Origin of the sequence: Caballeronia sp. LZ035 (assembly GCF_031451175.1) — a bacterium.
Classification (GTDB): Bacteria; Pseudomonadota; Gammaproteobacteria; order Burkholderiales; family Burkholderiaceae; genus Caballeronia.
The window spans coordinates 997,271-1,014,375 of the sequence record NZ_JARUXS010000003.1 but is presented as its reverse complement, the minus strand read 5'-3'; the positions used below and the strand labels follow the sequence as shown (position 1 = coordinate 1,014,375).

Genomic DNA, 17,105 nt, shown 5'->3' with positions numbered 1-17,105 from the left:
TCCGATGCCGTCCGCATGCTGCCGCCGCACTCAATACGGAGTCTGCTTGAACCCGAATTCCCTGTCTCCCGGACTGATGCTCGTCCATGGCAACCGTTCCGAGCGTCTGCGCGACCTGCTGGTCGAGTGGATGAAGCGCTATCCGCTCGCGCCGCTCGAAAACGAAACCATCCTCGTGCAAAGCAACGGGATCGCGCAGTGGCTCAAGCTCGCGCTTGCCGCACCCGCGCGGGCCGCGACCGGCGAGGGCGGTTGCGGGATTGCGGCGGCGCTCGACATCGTGTTGCCGTCGCGTTTCATCTGGAAGGCGTACCGCGCGGTGCTGGGCGCGGAGCAGGTCGCGGAAGTGTCGCCGTTCGACCGCACGCGCCTCGCCTGGCGCCTGATCCGCGTGGTGCCGGCGCTTGCCGGCCAGCCGGGCTTCGAGCCGCTCCGACGCTTCATCAGCGAGGACGACGATCTCCGCAAGCGCTATCAGCTCGCCATGCGTCTCGCGGATCTGTTCGAGCAGTATCAGATGTATCGCGCCGACTGGCTCGCGGCCTGGGCACAAGGCGAGGATGTGGCGATCAGCGCGCGCGGCGAACCCGAACCGCTGCCCGACGAGCAGCGCTGGCAAGCCGCATTGTGGCGCGCGCTGCTGGACGACGTGGCGCAGTCGCCGGGCGGTTCGAGCGGCGATATGTCCTCGATGGGCGGGCGCGCCGCCGTTCACGAAGCGTTCATGGCCGCTGCCGCCAATTGGCCCAAGAACACGCGCCCCGCCGGCTTGCCGCGCCGTATCGTCGTGTTCGGGATTTCAAGCCTGCCGCGTCAGTCGCTGGAGGCGCTCGCGGCGCTGTCGCGCTGGAGCCAGGTGCTGTTGTGCGTGCCGAATCCCTGCGCGCACTACTGGGCCGACATCGTTCCCGACAAGGACCTGCTGCGCGCCGAGCACTCGCGTCAGGCGCGGCGCGCGGGCGCGCCCGCCGAACTGAACCCGGACGAACTGCATCTGCATGCGCATCCGCTGCTCGCGTCCTGGGGCAAGCAGGGGCGCGACTTCATCGGCCTTCTCGACGAGTTCGACAGCGCCGAAGCCCGCGAAAGCTATCGCGCGCAATTCACGAACATCGGCGAGCGCATCGACCTGTTCGAAGAACGCGAAGCCGAAACGATGCTGGAGCAATTGCAGGACGACATCCGCGACCTGCGTCCGCTCGACGAAACGCGCGAGACCTGGCCGCCCGTCGATCCGGAATTCGATGATTCGATCCGCTTTCACATCGCCCATGGCGCGCAGCGTGAAGTGGAAATCCTGCACGACCAGTTGCTCGCCGCCTTCAACGCCGATGAAACCCTGCGCCCGCGCGACATCATCGTGATGGTGCCGGATATCGAAAGCTATGCGCCGCATATCCAGGCGGTGTTCGGTCTGCTGGAGCGCGGCGATCCGCGCCACATTCCGTTCACGGTGGCCGACCGCGGCCAGCGCGCCGCCGACCCCCTGATCGGCGCGCTGGAAACCCTGCTCGATCTGCCGCGCTCGCGCTTCACGGTCAGTGACTTGCTCGATCTGCTCGACGTTCCCGCGCTGCGCCGCCGTTTCGGCATCACGACCGCCGACCTGCCGCGCCTGCGCGCCTGGGTGCGCGGCGCCAACGTGCGCTGGGGGCTGCACGCGCAGCAGCGCGCGAGTCTCGGCTTGCCGAAGGAGAAGGAAGCCGACGCGCTGCATACCTGGGCGTTCGGCCTGCGGCGCATGTTGCTCGGCTACGCGGTCGGCAGCGATGCGGCGGCGTGGCAGGGCATCGAGCCGTTCGGCGAAGTAGGCGGTCTCGATGCCGTGCTGCTTGGCCCGCTCGCGCGCCTGCTCGACGCGCTCGATCACGCCTGGACCACGCTCGGCACGCCCGCGACGCCCTCCGAGTGGGCTGTTCGCCTGCGCGACCTGCGCGAGGCGTTCTTCTTCTCGGACGACGCCGAGGATGCCTATACCTTCGCCCATCTGGACAGCGTGCTGCAAGGCTGGCTCGACGCCTGCACGGAGGCGCAACTGGAAGACGCGCTGCCGCTTTCCGTGGTGGCGGATCACTGGCTGTCGGAGCTCGATCAGAACGAACTGTCGCAGCGTTTCTTCGGCGGCGCGGTGACTTTCGCGACGCTCATGCCGATGCGCGCGATCCCGTTCCGCCGCGTCTGCCTGCTCGGCATGAACGACGGCGACTATCCGCGCACCCGCGTGCCGATGGACTTCGACCTGATGCGCGGCCACTATCGCCCGGGCGATCGTTCGCGGCGCGAGGACGATCGCTACCTGCTGCTGGAAGCGGTGCTCTCGGCGCGCGATCACCTGCACGTGTCGTGGGTCGGGCGCAGCATCAATGACAATACCGAGCGGCCGCCTTCGGTGCTGATCGGACAGTTGCGGGATCACCTGGCGCAGGGCTGGACGTCCATCGACGAGTCCGGCCTGCTCGAAGCCATCACCGTGGAGCATCGCTTGCAGCCGTTCAGCGCGGCCTACTTCCGCGACGAGGACGCGCGTCTCTTCACGTATGCCGGCGAATGGCGCAAGACGCCTGCCGCTGACGCCGCTTTAGCCGATGACGCCCCGCTCGCGCTGCCCGAGCGCGACGAGCCGTTGTCGCTGCGCGAGTTGGCCGAGTTCGCCCGGGATCCGGTGAAGGCTTTCTTCCGGCAGCGCTTGCGCGTGTCGCTTGACGACGAAGAAGCCGCCAGCGTCGACGAAGAGCCGTTCGTACTCGATCCTCTCTCGCAATGGTCTTTGCAGAATGAGCTGATCCAGGCGCAGGCCGCCGGTCCGCTCACCGACGAAGCGCTCGCTCAGACCCGTGAAACCGTCATGGCGGCCATCCGCAGACGAGGCGATCTGGCGAGCGGTGGTTTCGGCGACTTCGCGGGCAGCAAGCTGCTCGAACCGATGGACGCGCTCTTCGAAGCATGGCGCGCGCAACTCGAACGCTGGCCGGTCCTGATCGAGCGTGATCGCGAGGTTCGCTTCGAGACGGAGGGCGTCGCGCGGAACACGCTCGAACTGGCGGACTGGCTCGGCCACTGGCGCACCGACGAAACGGGCGGCGCCGCGCGCCTGCTGCTCACGACCAGCGCGCTCGTCGATGACAAACGGCAGTATCGCTACGCGAAGCTGCTCGGTCAGTGGGTCGAACATCTGGCTGCGAACCTCGATGGCCCCGTGACGACGGTGGTGGTGAGCAAGAAGGGCACGGTCGACATGGCGCCGGTCTCGGCCGAGGACGCGCGCACGCATCTGGCCGATCTGCTGCGGCTGTGGGAAGAGGGCATGACCCGGCCCTTGCCTTTCGCGCTGGATACGGCGCTCAAGTGGCTGTTCGAAAGCGGCAAGGGCGAGGCGGCGGCTCACGGCAAGGCGCGCTCCACGTACGAAGGCAGTCCGCCGTTCACGCCCAGCGAAGTGGGGAGGAGCGCGTCGCTGCGGCGCGCCTATCCCGACTACGACGCGCTCGTCGCGAGCGGCGAGTTCACGTCGTATGCGAAGCGCATCCTCGAACCGATGCTCGCCGCGCTCGCCAGCAACCCCGCCGCCACCGATGCCGCCGATGCCGCCGCAGGAGCCGAAGCATGACCGTCTCGTTCGAACAGTCGCAGATGCCGCAGCCGCTCGAACCACTGCGCTTTCCGTTGACGGGGCGCAGCCTCATCGAGGCGAGCGCCGGCACGGGCAAGACCTTCACCATCGCGATGCTTTATGTGCGGCTCGTGCTCGGCCACGATCCCGAAGCCGCGCACGGAGACGCGCCGGCGCGTCCGCTCACGCCGCCGGAGATTCTCGTCGTCACCTTCACGGACGCGGCCACGAAGGAATTGCGCGACCGTATCCGCGCACGCCTGACCGAAGCGGCGCGCTATTTCCAGGATGAACCGGACGCCGTCGCCGACGATTTGCTCCACGAACTGCGCGAGCAATACGATCCGGCGCTGTGGCCCGCGTGCGCGCGCCGCCTCGCGCTCGCCGCCGAATGGATGGACGAGGCGGCGGTGTCGACCATTCACGGCTGGTGCAACCGGATGCTGCGCGAGCATGCGTTCGACAGCGACAGCCTGTTCGAGCAGACGCTCGAAACCGATCAGAGCGACTTGCTCGCCGAGGTGGTGCGCGATTACTGGCGCACCTTCATGGCGCCGCTCGATGCCGACGACGCGGCCGCCGTCACGGACTGGGCAGCGGGACCGGAGGCGTTGCAAAAGGCGCTGCGCAACCTGCTCGACGTCAGCGCGCTGCTGCCGGATGCGAAGACGCCCGCCGAGGAACTTTCCGCGCGCCCGCAACTGCTCGCGGCGCTGAAGGAGCCATGGAAAGCGTGGCCCGCAGAGATGTCCGCCTTGCTCGACCAGGCGCGCGCCGCTGGAATCTACGACAAGAGGAAGTACGTCCCGGCCACCTGCGGCAAATGGCTCCAGGCGCTGACCGACTGGGCGAACGATCCTGAACTGCACGAGCCGAAGCTGACGAAGACGGCGATCAGCCGGCTGTCGCCTGGTGAACTCGAAGAGCACTGCGCACCCGGCGCGACGCCGCTTGCGCACGAAGCGTTCGATGCGCTCGCGACGCTCATGCCCAGGCTCAACGCGATCAAGGCCTGCCAGGGCACGATCCTCGCGCATGCGGCGCGCTGGGTGGCGCGGCGTTTCGGCGACGAGCAGGCGAGCCGCGCGCAAATGGGCTTCGACGACCTGCTCGAACGTCTGGATGCGGCGTTGCAGGGACCGAATGGCGCGCGCCTCGCGGAGGTCATTCGCCGGCAGTTTCCGGTTGCACTGATCGACGAGTTCCAGGACACCGACCCGGTGCAGTACCGCATCTTCGACGCGGTTTATCGCATGGATGCCGATGGTGACGACAGCCGCGAGGCGCTCATCATGATCGGCGACCCGAAGCAAGCCATCTACGCATTTCGCGGCGCCGATATCTTCACCTATCTCGCGGCGCGGCGTTCCTGCGGCACGCGTTTGTTCACGCTGGCGAAGAACTTCCGCTCGACGCACGCGATGGTCGCCGCCGTGAATCACTGCTTCAACCTGGCGGAAGCGCGCGAGGACGGCACAGGCGCTTTTCTGTTCCGGCGCGGCGGGGCGAATCCGGTGCCGTTCGTCAGTGTGGACGCGCAGGGGCGCAAGGACCGCTTCGTCGTGGAGGGCGAGACGCCGCGCGCGCTGACGCTGTGGTCGGTCGCCGCCCAGGGCGCCGATGAAACCCTGGCCAAGGGCGCCTACCTCGACCGCATGGCGGCAGCGTGCGCCACCGACATGGTGCGTCTGCTCGAACTCGGCCGGCGCGGCGCGGCGGGCTTCGAAGGCGCAGCGGGACGGCGCGCGCTGCGTCCCGCCGACCTGGCCGTGCTCGTCAACAGTCGCGATGAAGCGCGCAGGATTCGCGCGGAACTGGGTGCGCGCGGCGTGCGCTCGGTGTATCTGTCCGACAGGGATTCGGTGTACGCGAGTGAACAGGCGGGCGAGGTCGCGCACTGGCTGGCAGCGTGCGCCGAACCGGAAGATGGCCGGCTCGTGCGCAATGCGCTGGCCACCGCGACGCTCGGCCTGTCGTACGCGGACCTCGACGCCCTGTTCCGCGACGAAGCGCGCTGGGAGGCGTGCATGCTGCAATTCCGCGGTTATCGCGACTTTTGGCGCGCAAAAGGCATCCTGCCGATGCTGCGCACCTTCCTGAACGACTTCCACGTGCCGGCGCGCTTGCTTGGGCTCGATGCCGACGCACCGCGCCCGGACGCCGACGGCGAGCGCGTGCTCACCGACCTGCTGCATCTGGCGGAACTGCTGCAGCAGGCCAGCGTGCTGATCGAAGGCGAGCAGGGTTTGATCCGGCATCTGCACGAAGAACGCGAAGCCGCGGCCGACGGCGCCGGCGGCGATGCACGGCAGATCCGCCTGGAGAGCGACGGCGATCTGGTGAAGGTGGTGACCATCCACAAGTCGAAGGGGCTGGAGTATCCGCTCGTGTTCCTGCCGTTCATTTGCGCGTACCGTCCGGTCGATGCCGGCGACACCCTGATCAAATGGCACGATGAAAACGGTGCGCTGCACGTTGCCATCGACGGCGCCGGCGAGATGCTCGGGCGCGCCGACGACGAGCGCCTCGGCGAAGACCTGCGCAAACTGTATGTGGCGTTGACGCGCGCGCGTTACGCGACGTGGCTCGGCATCGGGCCGCTCAAGGCGCTGGAGCGCAGCGCGATCGGTTATCTGCTGAACGGGCGTCATGCGCTCGGGCCGGCGCGTCTCGTCGCGGCCTTGCAGGAAGGCTTCGCGGCGTCGGATGACGTGGCGTTGCTGCCTGCGCCGGAGGCGGGCGTCGAACGCTTTCAGGCCGATGGAACCGAGCAGCAGCGCGGCACGGCGCGCGTCTCGGCGCGTGTGGTGCGCGAAGCGTGGTGGATCGCCAGCTATTCGAGCCTGAAGACCGTGGGCGGCATGCATACGGTCGAGCCGGAAACGCGCCGGGAGGAGGTGTTCAACGAGATCCGCGACGCGCAAAGCGATGGCGAGGACGCGGCGGGCGGCGAAGAGGACACCGCGCCCGATACCGCCGCGCCGACCAGCGATAACGCCGCCGCCTTGCACGACTTCCCGCGTGGCTCGCAGCAGGGCAGCTTCCTGCACGACCTGCTCGAATGGGCCGCCGAACGGGGCTTTGCGCAGACCGCGAGCGAACCCGACGAACTGCGTGAAGTCATCGCGCGGCGTTGCAGCGTGCGCGGCTGGGAGCGCTGGATCGATCCGCTCAATGCATGGATGCAGCAGATCATCTCGACGCCCTTCGTATTGAAGCCGGAATATGGCGTGCGGCCCGCGTCGTTCACGCTGGCCGGCCTGAAAACGGCCATCGGCGAAATGGAGTTCTGGTTCGCGGCCGAGCGTGTCGACACCATCGAACTGGACCGGCTCGTGTGCGCGCATACCTTCGGCGGCGCCGAGCGTCCGGCGCTCGAACAGACGCAGCTCAACGGCATGCTGAAGGGCTTCATGGATCTCGTCTTCGAGGACAACGGACGCTATTACGTAGCGGACTACAAGTCGAACTGGCTCGGCGCGGATGACGCCCACTACACCGTCGAGCGCATTCGCACGCAGATGCTGCGCTCGCGCTACGACCTGCAGATGGTGCTGTATCTGCTCGCGCTGCATCGCCTGCTGAAGGCGCGTCTGCCGGATTACGACTACGACGTGCACATGGGCGGCGCGGTCTATCTGTTCGTGCGCGGCCTGAATGCGCCGTCGCAGGGCGTGTGCGCGGAGCGTCCGCCACGCGAGCTGATCGAACGGCTCGACGCCTTGTTCATGGGCGAGCGACACGCCCTGGCTGCCGGACTGGAGACACAATGAGCACGCAGTTTTTTCCGGCGCCGGCCGCCGTTCCTTTCGATGCACGCCGCGCGCTCGACAGCGCCCATGACGCGATACAACTGCTCACGCAATGGGTGCAGCGCGGCTGGCTGCGTGAAGTCGATGCGGCGTTCGCGCAGTTTCTCGCGCGCGAGGCCGACGACGCTTCAGGCCTGTTGATCCTGGCGGCGGCGTTCGCCAGCCATCAGCTGGGGCGTGGGCATGCGTGTCTCGACTTGTCCGCGACGCTGTCCGATCCAGCCTTCGCCTTGTCCTTGCCGCCGGATGGCGCGCCTACCCGCCGCGATTCCGGCGCGGAGGATGACGACGACGCGCATTTGCTGCCGTCGAGCGTGCTCAAGGGCGTGACGCTCGAACGCTGGCAGAAGGCGCTTGCCCATCCCGCCTTGCTGAGCGATGGCCCGGGCGACACGCCGCTCGTGCTTTCGGACGAGCGGCTGTATCTGCGCCGTTACTGGCGTTATGAACAGGACGTGTGCCGCGCGATTCATGAACGCATCGCCGCTGACGACACGGCGCAGGACACGTTCGACATGCCCGCGCTGCGGCATGCCCTCGATGCGCTGTTTCCTGCTGCGCATGCCACCGGCGACGAAGCCGAAGCCGACTGGCAAAAGCTGGCCTGCGCGCTGGCCGCGAAAAGCGCGTTCGCCATCGTGACGGGCGGTCCGGGCACCGGCAAGACGACGACGGTCGTCAAGCTGCTGGCGCTGTTGCAGGCCCAGGCGCTGTCCCGCGCCGACCAGCCGCGCGCGTTACGCATCCGGCTCGCCGCGCCGACCGGCAAGGCGGCGGCGCGGCTCAACGAATCGATTGCGGGCGCGGTGGCGAAACTGCCGCTCGACGCCTTTCCCCAAGGCGAAGCGATCCGCGCGGCGATTCCCGTTGATGTGACGACGCTGCACCGGCTGCTCGGCACGGTGCCGGATTCGCGGCGCTTTCGCCATCATGCGGGCCGTCCGCTGTCGCTCGATGTGCTGGTGATCGACGAAGCATCGATGGTCGATCTGGAGATGATGAACGCAGTGCTCGCCGCCTTGCCGCGCGGCGCACGCATCGTGCTGCTGGGCGACAAGGACCAGCTCGCGTCGGTCGAAGCGGGCGCGGTGCTGGGCGAGTTGTGCAGCCGGGCCGCGCGCGCACATTACACGCCGCAGACGCAGGCCTGGCTCGAAGCGGCGAGCGGCGAGCACGTCGGCGAGCGCTATATCGATCCGGCGGGCGGCGCGCTGGATCAGGGCATCGCGATGCTGCGCAAGAGCCACCGCTTCTCATCGACGAGCGGGATCGGCAAGCTCGCGCACGCGGTCAACGAAGGCAAGGGCGGCGACCTCGCGAAGATTCTCGCGAAGGGTCACGAGGACATTGCGTTCGTGGACTGTCCCGAACGCGGCGATGCGGTGCTGAAGGCGCTGGCTGTCGAAGGCGCGGTGGCCGCGACGGGCGTGACCGGCGACCTCTTTGCCGAGACGCCCGTGCGCCACGGCTATCGGCATTATCTGCAGACGATGCACGATCGCAAGCCCGCGCCCCACGCCGATGACGCCGCCTTCGACGCCTGGGCGCATGCCGTCCTGCGCGCACATGGCGAGTTCCAGTTGCTGAGCGCGCTGCGACGCGGTCCGTGGGGTGTCGAGGGCTTGAACCGGCGCATTGCGCGGCTGTTGCAGGACGAGCATCTGATTCATGCGGGCGCCGAGTGGTATGCGGGACGGCCGGTGCTCGTCACGCGCAACGACTACGAACTGGGGCTCATGAACGGCGACATCGGCATTACGCTCGCGCGGCCGGGCAACGACGGCAAGCCGATATTGCGCGTCGCGTTCGCGGCAGGCGACGGCTCGTCGCGCATCCACTGGGTATTGCCGAGCCGCCTGCAAGCCGTCGAGACGGTGTTCGCGCTCACGGTGCACAAGTCGCAGGGTTCCGAGTTCACGCACGCTGCGCTGGTGCTGCCCGAGCGGATCAGCCCGGTGCTGACGCGCGAACTCGTCTATACCGGGATCACGCGCGCTCGAAAGTTCCTGACGATTGCGAGCGCGGGCGGCATGGCGCTGGTCGAGCAGGCGGTGCGGGCGAGCGTGCAGCGTGCGAGTGGCTTGTCTGCGGCGTTTGACGCGCGGTAATGCACCCGAGCTTCGATGATCGGTTTATGCGCGGGCCTCGTATTGCGAGGCCCGCGTCTTCGCAGAGCAGGGCGCTTGCCGCTGTCATGAATGAACGTCGACGTGAGCGCTCTTGAGTCCGCAACGGGCCGTCTACCGCCTCGATATCGATCCCGGGAGCAAGGCGCAAGGTCGGCGCGCAGGCCGCTGTCTGAAATGAACGCGCGTCAGACCGCAACGGTCCGATTACCGTCCCGCACTCTGCCCGCCATCGACATGCAGAATCTCCCCCGTGACGAACGGCGCCGAATCGAGATAGAGAATGGCGTTCGCGATATCGCTTGTCTCTCCCATGCGCCCGAGCGGATGAAACGCACCTAAGGCCTCGTGATTCTCCGACGCGTGCATCGGCGTCTTGATGATCCCGGGCGCCACCGCATTGGCCCGAATGCCCTTGCGCGCATACTCGATTGCCAGGGATTTCGTTGCCGCATTCAGGCCGCCTTTCGTCAACGCGGCCAGCACCGAATAGATGCCGCTCATCGCCGCATGGTCGATGCTGGTCGTCACGGTCACCACATGGCCGCTCGCCTGCTTTTCCATCTGGGCGATGGCAAGCTGCGTGATATGGAAGAAGCCCGCCATGTTCACGTTCATCACGGCCGCGTAGTCTTCCGCAGTGTGTTCGGTGAACGGCTTGCCGAGGTAGATGCCGGCATTGTTCACGAGCGTATCGATCTTGCCGAACCGGGCGATGCCTTCGGCAATGACGCGGCGGGCCGTTTCCGGGTCGCCGATATCGCCGGCGACGCTCAAAATGTTCTCGTCGTCCGACGGCTTGATGGATCGCGAGGTCGCGACGATGCGGTAATCGAGCTGGCGGAATGCCTTGACGACTTCAGCGCCAATGCCTTGCGATGCGCCCGTGACGACGATCACCTTGTGTGACGTGTTCATGCTTGACCCGAAAGAAGAGAGTGTGGCTTGACGGCGGAATGAGGGAAGGTTTCGATTGAAGCCATTCCGCCGCATGGGTGCGGGTTTCGAACTCAGCGCTTGTCGGCCTGCGCGAGCCATTGCTCGAGACTGATGCGGCCAATCCGCGCCTGGCCGAGCGGTACGAGCGATTGCTCTTCGACACGGCCGCCATAGTAGAGGGCCTCGCGATCCGTCACGACCGGGCGCGTGTCGCCGTGCGCTTTCAGATAGCGCGTGACGATCTCCGCAAAAGGCTTCCGGTCAGGACCCGCGATTTCAACGATGCCCTTCACCGGCGCACCGAGCGAAACCTGAGCGAGGTTGTCGGCCACGTCGTCGGCAGCGATCGGCTGGAACAGGCCTTCGCCGATACGGACTGTTCCATCGACCGTGCTGAAGTCGGCGATGCCGCCGATGAACTCCATGAACTGCGTCGCCCGCACGATGGAGTACGGCACGCCCGAGGCCTCGATCAGCTTTTCCTGTTCGACCTTGGCGACGAAGTAGGCATTCTCCGGTGTGCGGTCGCAGCCGACGATGGAGAGCGCAACGTGATGGCGCACACCCGCCGCGGTTTCGGCGCGGCCGACATTGCGGGCCGACGTGCGGAAAAAGTCGAGCACCGCTTGCGGTTCCCACGAGGGCGCGTTCGTGACATCGACAACGGCATCCGCGCCGGCAAAAGCGTGGTCCAGCCCTTCGCCCGTGATCGCATTGACACCGCTGCCTGGCGACGCGGCGAGCGCATCATGACCGGCCGCGCCGAGCCGTGCGACGACACGCGATCCGATCAGGCCGGAACCACCCAATACGACGATCTTCATGGCAGATTCTCCCGAACATAAGAATGATTACGCGACGTGCCTGGCGAGGCTGTGCGTTACGCACAGCCGTTCGCGCCAGGGCATCGTGTAAATGCATTGTGGAAGAATCTTGTTCCACTAGAAAGTGCCAAGAATGGGTGATCCAACTAGTCCATTCCGGTCCATGCAGCGGCGTCTCGCTACAGCTGTCCGAACAAGGCGCGCGGCCGGTCCTTCAAGGCGCCCGCGAGCGTCCGCAGCCCCGTGACGAGCTGATCGCGGCTGCTCGCGCAAGCCAGGTTGATGCGCACGCCGTGCTCGATCTCCGAGCGATCCACGGCGAACGCGGAAGACGGCATCACCACGACGCCACGCGCTTTCGCGTTGGCGGCATAGTCGTCGGCGCGCCACGGATGCGGCAGCTTGAGCCACACGAACATGCAGGCGGGATCGCTCTGCAGCCACTCCTGCGGCAACAGCTCACGCGCCAGTTCGTGACGCGCGCGGATTTCCTTGAGTTGTGCCTGCGCAAGCTGCTGTGCCGTGCCGTCTTCCATCCAGATGCTCGTGATGAGCATCGACATCGGCGCGGGCATCCATGCCGTCGTGCGCACGGCTTCGGCACACAACGCGGCATTGTCCTGAGGACTCGACAAATACCCGAGTCGCAAGCCTGGCGCGAGCACCTTCGAGGTCGACGTGACATGGAACGTCAGTTCGGGACACAGGCTGGCGAGCGTGGGCAAGCGTTGAGTCACGAGCGGTCCATAGACATCGTCTTCGATGATGGCCACGCCATAGCGGCGCGCGACATCGACGAGCGCGACGCGTCGTTCCAGGCTCATGGTCGTGACGGTCGGATTCTGCAGATTCGGCACGGCAAAGATGGCCTTCACCGGCATGCGTTTGCACACGCGCTCGATTTCATCGACGAGCAGGCCATCCCGGTCGCTCGGAATGCCGACGATCTCGAACTCGAACACGGGCGCGAGCGCCTTCAATCCGTAATACGTGAGCTGGTCCGCGAGGATCACGCCGTCCGTGCCGATCAGGCTGTTCAACACCGCATAGATGCCGTGCTGCGCCCCGCTCGTGACGACGACCTGATCGGGAGTCGGCGCAAAGCCCGGCGCGCTCATCCAGCGCGCGCCTGCCGCGCGCGCCCAGTCCGGGCCTTGCGGCGGCTGATATTCCTGCAATTGCGCGAAGCGCGGGTCGCGCGGCAGCTCGGTCATCGTGCGCGCGAGACAGTTCAGGAATTCGCCTGTCGCGGGCCGGTTCACCGTGAGGTCGATCAGCATGCTGCCCGTGTTCGACGGCGGCGTGTCGACGTTCGGCATCGCGCCGCCGGTGACGAGCGAGCCGCGCCGCTTGCTGCCGATCACGAGTCCCCGCAGCTGCAATTCCTTGTAGGCGCGCGACACGGTCGACACATTGATCCCGAGGTCGCTTGCCAGCTGGCGCTGCGGCGGCAGGCGGCTGCCGGGCGGATAGATGCCGCTGCGGATCTCCTTCTCGATCGAGCTGGACACCTCGATATAGGTTGACCGCTTGCCCGAGGCAGCATCGCCATTAACGCCAGACGTCGGGTCTTTGTCGGAAGCCATGAATTCGCTGTCTCCATACAAACAGGACAATGCCTCCGATTGTACGGAGGTTGGCCGATTGTAACCCGAACCGCCGCCCTGCCAAGGCCATAGCGTTGCAAAGCCGACCTCCGCACATGCCCCGCACGCTCACCGAGGGAAAACACCGACACCACACAAGCCTGCTTTTAATTGAATACAAAAAAGTTTTGTGTGATTCTGTATTGAGAGTTTGTCTGGTGTCGTATGAGCGTTTGCATCGCCACGGCACTGCTTCCCGGAATCACGTTCCCAGGAGTTCCTTGATGGCTTCCACTCAAATCCCTTCATCCGATGGGTCACACAAGCTTGGCTCGGCGCTTCGTCAGCGCCATGTCACGATGATCGCGCTCGGCGGCATCATCGGCGCGGGCCTGTTCGTCGGCAGCAGCGCGACGCTCGCGACCGTCGGTCCCGCCGCGTGCATGTCCTACCTCGTCGCGGGCATCGTCGTGTTGATGGTCATGCGCATGCTCGGCGAGATGGCGCTCGCCGTGCCGGGCATCGGTTCCTTCACGGAGTATTCGCGCATCGGCCTCGGCAACTGGGCCGGCTTCACGAGCGGCTGGCTCTACTGGTATTTCTGGGTCATCGTCGTGGCCGTCGAAGCGGTCGCGGGCGCGGCCATCCTCCAGCGATGGATAGCGGCGCCGGTCTGGGTGATCGGCCTCGTCCTGCTCTCCGTCATGACGCTGATCAACCTGCTCTCCGTCAAGTCCTACGGCGAGTTCGAGTTCTGGTTCGCATCGATCAAGGTCGCGGCCATCATCGTGTTCATCGCGGTCGGCGCGTCCTATGTGTTCGGCTTCGGGCATACCGGCAGCTCGGTGACGCATCTGGTCGGCAATCACGGCTTTTTGCCGTTCGGCACGATGTCCGTGTTCGCCGCCGTGCCGACCGTGATTTTTGCGGTGGGCGGGGCGGAGATCGCGACCATCGCCGCCGCCGAATCCGACGATCCCGCCAAGAGCGTCGCCCAGATGACGCGCTCGGTCATCCTGCGGGTCATCACGTTCTATGTCGGTTCCCTGTTCCTGATTGCGTGCATCGTGCCGTGGGGCAGCATCGTGACGGGCCATTCGCCGTTCGTCGCCGCGCTGGAGACCATGCGCATTCCCGGCGCCGCCGACATCATGAACGGCATCGTGCTCGTCGCCGTGCTGTCCGCGCTGAACTCGGGCCTGTATGTGTCGTCGCGCATCCTGTTCCGTCTTGCGGAACGCGGCGATGCGCCGAAGTCGCTGCTGAATCTCACGCCCGCCAAGGTGCCGCGTCTGGCCGTGCTGCTGTCGAGCGTCGTGGGCTATGTGGCGATCATCGCGGCCATCGTGTCGCCGCAGGGCGTGTTTCTGTTTCTCGTGAATGCGTCGGGCGCGGTGATGCTGTTCGTGTACCTGTCGACGGCGCTGGCGCAGATCCGCATTCGCCGGCGCATCCAGCGCGAAGCCCCCGAACGTCTCACGCTGAAGATGTGGCTGTTTCCGTGGCTGTCGTACGCGGTGGTCGCGTCGATCGTCGGCGTCCTGCTCGCGATGGGCGCCGATCCCTCGCTGCGCCCGCAGCTGATTGCGAGCGTCGCGAGTCTTGCGGTGGCCTCGCTGGCTTACTTCTTCACGGCGAAGCATCATCGCAGTCACCACGATCACGACTTCGCGACGGACTTCCTGTCGCAGGACGAACTGGCCTGGAAGGGGCGTGAGTGATGGCGAAGGTGGCGATCATCGGCGCGGGATTCATCGGCATGGCGAGCGCCGCGTGGCTCATGCGCGACGGGCACAGCGTCACGCTGTTCGATCCGGCCGGCGTGGCGCAGGGCGCTTCGTTCGGCAATGCGGGCACGTTCGCGCCCTACGGCTGTGTGCCGGTGAACAATCCGTCCGTGTTCCGCGACATACCGCGCTTCCTGCTTTCCGCCGAGAGTCCTTTCCGGTTGCGCTGGGGCTATCTGCCGCAACTCGCGCCCTGGCTCATGCGCTTCCTGGCGAGTTCGCGGCGGGCGAACTACGAGGCGAGCGCGGCGGCATTGGCGGGCTTGCTGTCCCGTGCGCAGGAAGGCTATGCGCCGATCCTCGCGGAGCCGGGTCTTGCCAGCTTCGTGAAGCCGCGCGAGTGCCTGTATCTGTATTCGAACGCGGCATCGTTCGATACGTCGCGCGCTTCGCTCGCGTTACGCGAAAAGCATGGCGTGCGTTTCGACGTGCTCGACGCCGATGGCATCCGTCGGCTCGAACCGAACCTCGCGCCTATCTTTCAGCGAGGCGTGCTGTTCGGCGACAGCTGGCATTTCACGGATCCGGCCGCGTTTCTCCAGGCGCTTCATGAGCGTCTGGCCGCACGCGGCTTGCACCTGGAGCGCATGAACGTGGACGCCATCGAGCCCGGCGCGGACCACGTGTCGTTGAGCACCGGCGGCGTTGCGCAGCGTTTCGATCACGTGGTGGTCGCCACCGGCGCACGTTCGCGCGCGTTCGCCCGTCAATGCGGCGACGACGTGCCGCTCGATACCGAACGCGGTTATCACGTGCGCTACGCCGGATCATCGAGTCTGATCTCGCGGCCCTGTGGATGGGCCGAACGCGGCTTTTACATGACACCGATGAGCGACGGCATTCGCGTTGCGGGCACGGTCGAGCTGGGCGGTTTCACGGAAACCCGCAATCGCGCGTTGCTCGATCTCGTGACGGTGTCGTCGAAGCGTGCGTTGCCGGCACTGGGCACGCCGGATCAGGAATGGCTCGGTTTTCGTCCGAGCCTGCCCGACGGCGTGCCGGTGATCGATCGTGCCAAGGCCAGCGAGCGTGTCGTGTATGCATTCGGGCATCAGCATCTCGGCCTGACGCTCGCGGGTGTCAGCGGGCGGATCGTCAGTGACCTGATCGCGCGGCGCAAGCCGCCGCTCGATCTCGCGTGTTATCGCGCCGCGCGGTTTCATTGAGCGCGACTGCGTTGTAGCGGGTAGCAGGCAGGCTTCGCGGCGTCGCGCACGAGCCCGCCATGTTCACGCCGGGCGCGACGTCCTTCATCCCATGGAGACCATCATGAACCGCCGTTTCATGCTTACGAGCCTCGCCGCGTGCGTGCTTGCCGCCTATGTGCCGATGTCCTTCGCCGCCGATCCCGAGGTCGTGAAGATCGGTTTCGCCGGACCCTTGACCGGACCGGTCGCGCGGGTCGGGAAGGACCTGCAGTACGGCGCGCAACTGGCCGTCGACGAAGCGAATGCAAAGCATCCGACAATCGCCGGCAAGCCGGTCAAGTACGAACTCGAGGTCTACGACGATCAGGGCGATCCGCGCGTCGCCATCCAGGTGGCGCAGAAGGCGGTGGATAGCGGCGTCGTCGGGATGATCGGGCATTACAACTCGGGGTGCAGCATTCCGGCTTCGGCCGTGTATCACAACGCGGGCGTGGCGATGATCACGCCCGGCTCCACCAACCCGCAACTGACGAAGCAAGGCTTCAAGAACGTGTTCCGCACGATGGGCCATGACGGCGTCGGCGGCGTGGTGGCGGGGCGTTTCGTGGTGGAACAGATGAAGCCGAAACGCATTGGCATCATCGACGACCGGACGGCCTTCGGTCAGGGTCTCGCCGATGCCTTCGAGAAAGGCGTGAAGGATGCGCACGGCACCGTGGTGTCGCGCGAGTACACGAACGACAAGGCAGTGGACTTCCGCGCCATTCTCACGACGATGAAAAGCCAGAACGTCGACCTGATTTTCTTTGGCGGGCTCGACGAACAAGGCGCGATGCTCGTCAAGCAGATGCGCTCGCTCGGGATGACCACGCAACTGTTCGGCGCGGGCGCGTTGAAGAGCAACGCGTTCCTGCAGATTGCCGGCGCGGCGGGCAACGGCACGCAGGACCTCGAACCCGGACCGGCGCTCGACAAGCTGCCTTCCGCGCAGGAGTTCGGCAAGCGCTACAAGGCGCGCTTCAATCAGGATGTCGAGTTGTACGCGCCGTTTGCGTATGACGCGGTGCTCGCGATGATCAAGGCCATCGAGACCGCGAATTCGACGGACCGCGCGAAGGTCGTCGACGCACTCGCGAAGGTGGATGTGAAAGGCGTGACCGGCACCATCGCCTTCGATCCGAACGGCGATCTGATCAAGCCGCCCTATACGCTTTTCGAGGTGGACAAGGGGCAGTGGAAGAGCCTGAAGACGGTGGGCGGCAGCGGGATTTGA

The 17,105-nt window shown here is 66.2% G+C and carries 9 protein-coding genes; 6 read left to right on the top strand and 3 right to left on the bottom strand.

What is annotated here, in order from left to right:
- Positions 1 to 46: 46 nt before the first annotated feature.
- From recC to recD, 3 genes are read left to right on the top strand one after another with little or no spacing between them, the layout of a single operon-like run.
- Entirely contained in the window at positions 47 to 3,607 is a 3,561-nt protein-coding gene (recC, locus tag QCE88_RS27300; protein ID WP_309907998.1) for an exodeoxyribonuclease V subunit gamma, read from the top strand.
- Positions 3,604 to 7,383 (top strand): exodeoxyribonuclease V subunit beta, encoded by a 3,780-nt coding sequence (gene recB / locus QCE88_RS27295; RefSeq protein ID WP_309907997.1) that lies wholly within the window; start codon positions 3,604 to 3,606, stop codon positions 7,381 to 7,383. Before recC ends, recB begins: the two co-directional genes overlap by 4 nt.
- Positions 7,380 to 9,530: an exodeoxyribonuclease V subunit alpha gene (gene recD / locus QCE88_RS27290; protein ID WP_309907996.1), complete on the top strand. Its 2,151-nt coding sequence runs from the start codon at positions 7,380 to 7,382 to the stop codon at positions 9,528 to 9,530. The genes recB and recD overlap by 4 nt, the downstream gene beginning before the upstream one ends.
- A gap of 225 nt (positions 9,531 to 9,755) precedes the next feature.
- Here the strand turns inward: recD and QCE88_RS27285 are convergent, their stop codons facing one another.
- From QCE88_RS27285 to QCE88_RS27275, 3 genes are all read right to left on the bottom strand, one after another.
- Positions 9,756 to 10,466 carry an SDR family oxidoreductase gene (locus tag QCE88_RS27285; protein ID WP_309907995.1) on the bottom strand — a complete coding sequence of 237 codons (711 nt, stop codon included), beginning with the start codon at positions 10,464 to 10,466 and terminating at the stop codon, positions 9,756 to 9,758.
- Positions 10,467 to 10,558: 92 nt separating this feature from the next.
- On the bottom strand, positions 10,559 to 11,311 hold the full coding sequence (locus QCE88_RS27280; RefSeq protein WP_309907994.1) for an SDR family oxidoreductase: 753 nt from the start codon (positions 11,309 to 11,311) through the stop codon (positions 10,559 to 10,561).
- Between the two features lie 179 nt (positions 11,312 to 11,490).
- Positions 11,491 to 12,897, bottom strand: coding sequence for a PLP-dependent aminotransferase family protein (locus tag QCE88_RS27275; RefSeq protein WP_309907993.1), 1,407 nt, complete (start codon positions 12,895 to 12,897; stop codon positions 11,491 to 11,493).
- A gap of 284 nt (positions 12,898 to 13,181) precedes the next feature.
- On the opposite strand from QCE88_RS27275, the gene QCE88_RS27270 reads away from it, so the two are divergent.
- The 3 genes from QCE88_RS27270 (at position 13,182) to QCE88_RS27260 (ending at position 17,105) form a co-directional block, all read left to right on the top strand.
- Positions 13,182 to 14,618, top strand: coding sequence for an amino acid permease (locus QCE88_RS27270; RefSeq protein ID WP_309907992.1), 1,437 nt, complete (start codon positions 13,182 to 13,184; stop codon positions 14,616 to 14,618).
- Positions 14,618 to 15,850, top strand: coding sequence for an FAD-dependent oxidoreductase (locus tag QCE88_RS27265; RefSeq protein ID WP_309908787.1), 1,233 nt, complete (start codon positions 14,618 to 14,620; stop codon positions 15,848 to 15,850). The genes QCE88_RS27270 and QCE88_RS27265 overlap by 1 nt, the downstream gene beginning before the upstream one ends.
- Before the next feature lie 103 nt (positions 15,851 to 15,953).
- Positions 15,954 to 17,105 carry a branched-chain amino acid ABC transporter substrate-binding protein gene (locus tag QCE88_RS27260; RefSeq protein WP_309907991.1) on the top strand — a complete coding sequence of 384 codons (1,152 nt, stop codon included), beginning with the start codon at positions 15,954 to 15,956 and terminating at the stop codon, positions 17,103 to 17,105.

Bases quoted from the DNA above. Each gene is read 5' to 3' on its own strand.
- recB (WP_309907997.1), top strand. From the start codon at position 3,604: ATGACCGTCTCGTTCGAACAGTCGCAGATGCCGCAGCCGCTCGAACCA.
- recD (WP_309907996.1), top strand. From the start codon at position 7,380: ATGAGCACGCAGTTTTTTCCGGCGCCGGCCGCCGTTCCTTTCGATGCA.
- QCE88_RS27285 (WP_309907995.1), bottom strand. From the start codon at position 10,466: ATGAACACGTCACACAAGGTGATCGTCGTCACGGGCGCATCGCAAGGC.
- QCE88_RS27280 (WP_309907994.1), bottom strand. From the start codon at position 11,311: ATGAAGATCGTCGTATTGGGTGGTTCCGGCCTGATCGGATCGCGTGTC.
- QCE88_RS27275 (WP_309907993.1), bottom strand. From the start codon at position 12,897: ATGGCTTCCGACAAAGACCCGACGTCTGGCGTTAATGGCGATGCTGCC.
- QCE88_RS27270 (WP_309907992.1), top strand. From the start codon at position 13,182: ATGGCTTCCACTCAAATCCCTTCATCCGATGGGTCACACAAGCTTGGC.
- QCE88_RS27265 (WP_309908787.1), top strand. From the start codon at position 14,618: ATGGCGAAGGTGGCGATCATCGGCGCGGGATTCATCGGCATGGCGAGC.
- QCE88_RS27260 (WP_309907991.1), top strand. From the start codon at position 15,954: ATGAACCGCCGTTTCATGCTTACGAGCCTCGCCGCGTGCGTGCTTGCC.